7 protein-coding genes are annotated in these 6,710 nt (G+C 37.9%); all 7 read left to right on the forward strand.

Annotation, left to right across the window (positions count from 1 at the left end):
- The first annotated feature begins 434 nt into the window (after window positions 1–434).
- Complete coding sequence (locus IKK64_02190; protein MBR4118871.1) at window positions 435–1,214, forward strand: DUF4373 domain-containing protein; 780 nt, start codon at window positions 435–437, stop codon at window positions 1,212–1,214.
- Window positions 1,165–1,761: an ATP-binding protein gene (locus tag IKK64_02195; GenBank protein ID MBR4118872.1), complete on the forward strand. Its 597-nt coding sequence runs from the start codon at window positions 1,165–1,167 to the stop codon at window positions 1,759–1,761. Before IKK64_02190 ends, IKK64_02195 begins: the two co-directional genes overlap by 50 nt.
- Before the next feature lie 390 nt (window positions 1,762–2,151).
- Window positions 2,152–2,367 carry an XRE family transcriptional regulator gene (locus tag IKK64_02200; GenBank protein MBR4118873.1) on the forward strand — a complete coding sequence of 72 codons (216 nt, stop codon included), beginning with the start codon at window positions 2,152–2,154 and terminating at the stop codon, window positions 2,365–2,367.
- Between the two features lie 155 nt (window positions 2,368–2,522).
- Entirely contained in the window at window positions 2,523–4,301 is a 1,779-nt protein-coding gene (locus IKK64_02205; protein MBR4118874.1) for an Ig domain-containing protein, read from the forward strand.
- Window positions 4,302–4,328: 27 nt separating this feature from the next.
- Entirely contained in the window at window positions 4,329–4,829 is a 501-nt protein-coding gene (locus tag IKK64_02210; protein MBR4118875.1) for a hypothetical protein, read from the forward strand.
- 26 nt (window positions 4,830–4,855) lie between these two features.
- On the forward strand, window positions 4,856–5,770 hold the full coding sequence (locus IKK64_02215; GenBank protein ID MBR4118876.1) for a hypothetical protein: 915 nt from the start codon (window positions 4,856–4,858) through the stop codon (window positions 5,768–5,770).
- 15 nt (window positions 5,771–5,785) lie between these two features.
- Window positions 5,786–6,259 (forward strand): hypothetical protein, encoded by a 474-nt coding sequence (locus IKK64_02220; GenBank protein MBR4118877.1) that lies wholly within the window; start codon window positions 5,786–5,788, stop codon window positions 6,257–6,259.
- Window positions 6,260–6,710 lie beyond the last annotated feature (451 nt).

Below are 6,710 nucleotides of genomic sequence, written 5' to 3' on the forward strand. Positions count from 1 at the left end.
TTAATAGCATGTAGTATTTATCTCAATCTGTTTCAAAAATAATAAAGGTCATTCATTTTGTCAAGTTAATCCACAAAAAACTTTATCCATTTCTTCTATCCCATATATTGTTATAATACAAAGAGCGTGCCACATAGTCCGTGGTTATTGATGAATAATCTTTATCCGTCTGCAAAGACGGTGAGGTGGTGTGGCATATCTCTTTTTCCGTAGGTTTGAAAACCTACGGCTATTAAGTAGGAGAACAAGTTCTCCCAGGTCTTTCAGACCAACTCCGTCGTGCTGGGCACTGTTTCCCTCCGTCGCATAGGAGACCTCCCTACTTCTAACAACTAACAACTCTTTATATAATTATACCACTACACGCACTAAACTATAATCTATTTTTGTGAGCAAACAAAAATATTAGAAATAGCAGTTAATGAATTAAGAGAATGGCAAAGAGAGCATATTACTTTCCTCACGATTACGGAGCAAGAAACGATCCCAAAATACAAATGCTGTTGGCAGAGTATGGCGTGGCAGGTGTTGGTATCTACTGGTGTCTCATAGAACATTTATATGAGCAAGGTGGAAGGTTGCCTATATCGGCATACAAAAGTATTGCATTTGTATTACACGTTGATACAAATGTAGTACAAAACATAATTGAGTGCAGTGGTTTGTTTGAACACAACGATGTTGAGTTTTGGAGCAGTGCTGTAAATACCCGATTAGAGAAACAAAAAGAGGTTAGCCAACAACGCAGAAAGGCAAGTGAAACTCGTTGGAAATCAGAGAATAAATGCAAACTCAATGCAAATGCAAAGCAAAATGATGCAAATAAAAGAAAAGAAAAAGAAATAAAAGAAAATAATAATATCACACACACTATATCGCATACAAGCGAAGTAGAGTTAACGCAAGATTTAAGAGATAACCAAAATTGGCAAAAGAATATATTGATGCGATTTAAAACGACAAAAGATGAGTTGCTGAGATATATTGATGATTTTGAACTTGAACAAAAATGCAAAAACACTACTCACGCAAATGATGCTGATATTAAAGCACATTTTGTAGATTGGCTAAGGATACAACTTCAACAACACAAAAAAGAGCATAGAAAGGAGAGAACAAATGGAAAATCAAAACAACGTAACTACGAAAAAGATATCGGATTTGATGTCAGTGCTACTTCAGCAGAGGATTACTCGGACTGGCTTCAAGATTAACTTACCCCCAGAAGAGGTCAGAATATTGCTAACGGCTGCATATAGGGCTGAGGTTGCATCACGCAATATGAAGTATCAGGAGAGTGAGGAGACGAACTCTGCCATCAAAAAAATGGCAGATGCACTAACAGCAAAGTCGCACAAAACAGGAATAGTTCTTTGCGGTACTTGCGGTAATGGCAAAACAACTCTTGTAAGAGCATTGCAAAACTCGCTTGTATATTTGAAGTTAAGAAATTTAGTGGAGTATGGTATGCCCATTGTAGATGCAAGAGAGGTTGCCGACAGAATGAGAGAGTGTAAAACCTCTCCACTACTTGCAATAGAGGATATGGGAAAAGAGCCTACAACAAAACTCGACTACGGCAATATTCTAAACCCTGTAATAGAGGTGCTTGAACACCGATACAATGAGCAACTGTTTACTGTTATATCAACCAATCTAACGGCAAAGGAGATAAAAGAGAAGTACGGAACAAGAATTGCCGACCGCTTTAACGAGATGATGAGCGTAATAATATTTACAGGCAAATCGTTTAGGAGATAAAAAAAATGAAAATGAGTGATATTTAGTGGTTTGAATATATTATTGGGGTGTTTTGTTTGTGGTTATATTGATTTTTCATACTTTTGCACTCAAATACAATTTTGTTGAACTTCAATAGGTAAAACAAATTTTATAGTAATAATTTAAAAAGATAGATACGAGAAAAAGATAGTAGGGATAGAGGAGATAGATAAAATTTAAACACTTTAAAAAATTGAACTTTAAGTAATTATTCTCAAAACTGAAAACCGCCAATTTTTTTAGATACGGGAATAAGCACTTCAGAATGGTTCATGCCCCCAAGGCGTGGATTGTTTGTGCTTATCTGTATCAAGGGTGCTTGGCGGTACCTCAGTTTTAGGTTTGTAACAAACGGTTCCGCCTTTCTTTATGATACACATTGGCAAACTCATCGAAGAGGAAATGAGACTACAGGAGAGAACTCCTGCCTGGCTTGCAAAAAAGATTAATTGCGAGCGTCCCAACGTATATTATATCTTCCGCCAAAAATCAATAAACACCGATTTACTTCTGCGTATTTCACACGCATTAAACCACAACTTCTTTCTGTACTACATAAAGGAATATGAAGAGGGAGAAGAGTAAAAGATTGTATAAAATTTTTACCCTTTCGTATATTTTATTTACTACACTGCAAAAACATCGGGTGTTAACTTAATTTAACTTTGCGTAATATAGTTCGTGTTTATAGCAAGGAACTATTAACTTATTACGACAAACTAATAATTAATTACACTAATATGAAGACTTTTAGACTATTATTGTATCTATTGCTACCTGCTTTTATTTTAACTTCGGTAGCAGTAAGTACTACATCGTGTAGCGATGAAGAGGGTGGAGAGATTGAAGATATTCAATTCACTAACGTACGTAATGGCAGGATTACTCTTGACGAGGGAGAAGATTTTGTAATTACATATATTATCACTCCTACCGATATGCAAGATGTTGCCGAGATAACTTGGGAGACAACCGACAAGAGTGTTGCAAGAGTCAGAAACGGAAAGGTTTCGGCAGAGGGCGAAGGTGTTGCAACTATTACTGCATACGCAGGTAATGTTTCGGCTTCGGTTGAGGTTAGAGTAAATCCTGTTGAGGTAACATCGTTCACTCTTCCAAACTCAATAAATGCCTACATTGACCAACGTGTTAAGGTTGATGTTACTGGCATAGAGCCTGAGAATGGCTCTATCTCAACAATTGAGTGGCGTGTTGCAGATGAAGATATTGCTACGGCTGAGGTTGAAGATGGAGTTCTTTATGTTACTGCTCTCAAAAATGGTACAACAACCCTAACTGGTGTTGCTGCCGACTTCAAAGAGAGTTGCTCTATTGTTGTAAAAGAGTATATCCCAGTTAAATCAATAAAAGTAAATTTGGGCAATAGCACTATTGAGGCAAAGAAAACTACAACAGTAAGTGCATCTATTACTCCTTCAAATGCTTCAATTAAAGAGATCTCTTGGTCTTTCTCTCCTTCAAGTTATGTTGAGTTTAATGAGGAGACCAACACTATAAAGGGATTGAAAGCGGGCGATGTTACCGTTACCGCAACAAGTGTTGATGGCGTAAGTGGCGAGGCAACTCTTAAGATTATCCCTGCACAGATGAATCTCTCTCTTGAGAAGAGTGCAAATGATAAGACTTCAACATATATGAACATTATCACTCCTGACGGAAGTGTCTCTAAATTTAACAAAACAATAGAGTTTACTCTAATAGATCTTAACGATGAAGAGAACGATTTGAGTGGTGCCACATGGAAATCTTCAAACACTTCGGTTGCCACAGTTGAGAATGGTGTTGTAACTGCAAAAGGTCACGGATATACCGATATTTCTGCTACTATAAACAACACAACAGTTACCACAAGGGTTCGTTCAGTTAAAAGCAGTGCCTTTAAATTGGCAGTTGTTCGTACCAGTACAGATGAGACTACACCCTCAGTTGCAACTGTTCAAAAAACATTCTATAGAGAGTATGTTGATGCGGCTTTCATCAATGATGACGAGTTATCCAGATCATTATTCCTTGAAGAAATAGGGCAAACATATACAGCAACAAGCAGCAACAGTAATTTATCAATTTATACAAACTCAATGGAGCCTGAAATTCTAATTGTTAATGCTCTTGCTCCAACAACAGGAAGCATATCAATCAGTGCCAAATATGGCACAGGAGCAACAATTAGCGTATCAATGGGAATAAGAAGTTTTACCTTTATTGGATATAACAGCGGAACAAACTATGGTACAGTGCAAAATGGTGGAAGTTTAACTGTTACCCGTTATGGCAGCGAATCGATAGAGACCTATGCAAACGTTGGCTCTACATACGATGAAAAGTCATCGGAGTTGATATACACAGGTCTGTGGTATGAACTAAACTGGACCTCTGATAACAGTAGCCGCGAGCATCCATTTTACAGAGACATGCTATTCTACACAGGAACATACAACAATCTTTCAATGAGTGATTTTGGAACATTCACATGTAATTTAACATTCAGGATCGAATAATTTTAATAACTATACAGATATACAGATATGAAAAAGTTTTCTTTATTATGCCTATCTGCAATACTATTTGCATTGGTAGGATGTACCGAACAAACAGAGTTAAGCACAGATGTATTAGAGACAAAGGTTACAGTTATGGGATATGTACGCTACATCACCCTTAACAAAAATCTTGCACAGGAGGATCCCGAACTTGTTGCTCCCGGTCACAAGGTAAATATCTTCTACGGAGTACCCGATGATAAAGGTAAAGTTGCAGCATATGCTCTAAAAACTGTTGCAGTTGATAACGATGCTTTCTTTAAAGTAGAACTTGGTTGCCCAGTTGGAAAAACTCTTAACGTAAGGGTTGAGTCTTCGATGTATGGCGAGTCTTATACTACCGATAAGGATAGTAAAAAAGTTTCGTGCGAGACATACTTCTTTGGAGAGAAAGAGGCTGACATTGCATGTGGTTCGGCTTACAACTTCCAACTTGACATAACTCCTGCAGCAAACTTTGGAGAAGACGGAATGAAACAACCTTAATAGTATAATCGATTAAAAATATCGCTATGAAAAGATATATATTAACACTATTGGCAGCACTGTTTCTTTTAGTAAATGGTGTATATGCTCAAACAACTTCATACGACAGCAAAAAGGGCGATTTGGGTATCAGCGTTACCTTTAACCCCGCCTCTCTTGCATATAGTATGTCGTGCCAACCAGCCCCCGGCGATTTTGCAGGAGAGTATATCAGCGACTTGGCAGGAAATCCAAAACAGATGTTTATTCTTGCTCAAGACCCTTTGGCTGCTTTAAGACTTAAATACTACACAACCGATAAGAGCGCTTTAAGATTTGGCTTTGGATTTAATGGTAGTGTTGTTAAATACCGCGAGTATGTTCAAGACGACCTTGCCGTTGCTCTTAACCCCGAATCACAAAACAAAGTTACTGATGCCATAACATCAAGACTTAACAGCCTTTCGCTCTCAGTTGGTTGGGAGGGTAAAGTTGGCTCACCAAAAATTAAGTTTGTTTACGGATTTGACCTCTTGTACGCATTTGCTGGTGGCAGAATGGTTTTTGACTACGGAAACGCTATGACCGACCTTAACCATGTTCCATCTTCAATGCCTATGACAACACCAAAAGGTACTCTTGATGATTTCAAAAGCAAACTTGGCATTGACTATGCTCGCCCAGTAGAGCGTTACAACTCAGGTTATATACATGGTTTGGGAGTTCAGGCAGATGCAGGTCTTGAGTTCTTTGTTGCTCCAAAAATTGCACTTGGAGTATCAATGACATTCACTCCCCTTATGGTTACATTCCAACCTAAAACATACGCAACTTACGAAGGTTTCAGTGCCAACACAGGTAAAGTTGAACAAGTTACCGATGTTGTAAGTCCCGGAAGTTGTGCTTTGCTTTATGGAACTCAAAACCTTGGTTGTAGAATTGCATTAACTTACTATTTATAATAAAAGAATACGACAATGAAAAAGTTTAAAGTTTTTAGCCTGTTGGCTATTATATTAAGTGCTTTTGTATTCCCGTCTTGTACAGAAGATGATGCTACTAAAATTCTTCTTGTAGGTACATGGAAGATACAAAAAACAGAGTATCAAGTAACTGAGTATGGAGATGCAAGAGAGCCTGAAGTTTTAGACGTCAGCCAATACACTTTCGTTAACCAATTCAAAGCCGATGGTAGTTACGAATGGAATATGTTAGAGGTAAATCCTGACGGAATGATTACCGATAGTAAAAATCTTCTTTTTGGTATTTGGACATACGAGGATGGCAATTTCACACTTATTGACCAATATGGAGATAGTAAGTTTGTTATTAAGAAATTAGATGAAACTGACTTGGTTATTGAGCAGACTATCACAGAAGAGGATGTCAATGTTGTGAAAAAATATACTCAATATATGACTCGCCTGACTCCAATTTTTGTTGAGGAGTAGGTTAGTTTTTATATTGGACTAATTAGTCTTATTAGTCTAATTAGAGATAACAAAGGTTTGCATTGTCGTGCAAACCTTTGTTGTTTGCGGACGTGGCAGACCACGTCCCTACTTGCTTGAGATACTTTTTTCTTACGGACGTGGCAGGCCACGTCCCTACTACTGGGGAGGCTCGTTTCCTGTCTTTCAGACGGGGAGAGTTACTTTAAAATAAGACCGCACCATTATAAAACAGAGTGGAAACCCCGAAGTTTGCGGGATATAGTGTGAGGACTGTTTGAGCGAAGCGAGTTCCGCAACACCTCGCAAACTTTGGAAAGGTTGAAACGGCAAATGAGTTTTGACTGAGGGATGTTTACTCCCGAACAAAAAAACGAATGACTGTTTTATACGGGTGGCGGACGTTTTTGTAACTTTTTGCGGTCAAAAAGTTTATAAAATAATTAATTAA

The sequence above is a fragment of the Bacteroidales bacterium genome, from assembly GCA_017521245.1.
Taxonomy (GTDB): domain Bacteria; phylum Bacteroidota; class Bacteroidia; order Bacteroidales; family G3-4614; genus Caccoplasma_A.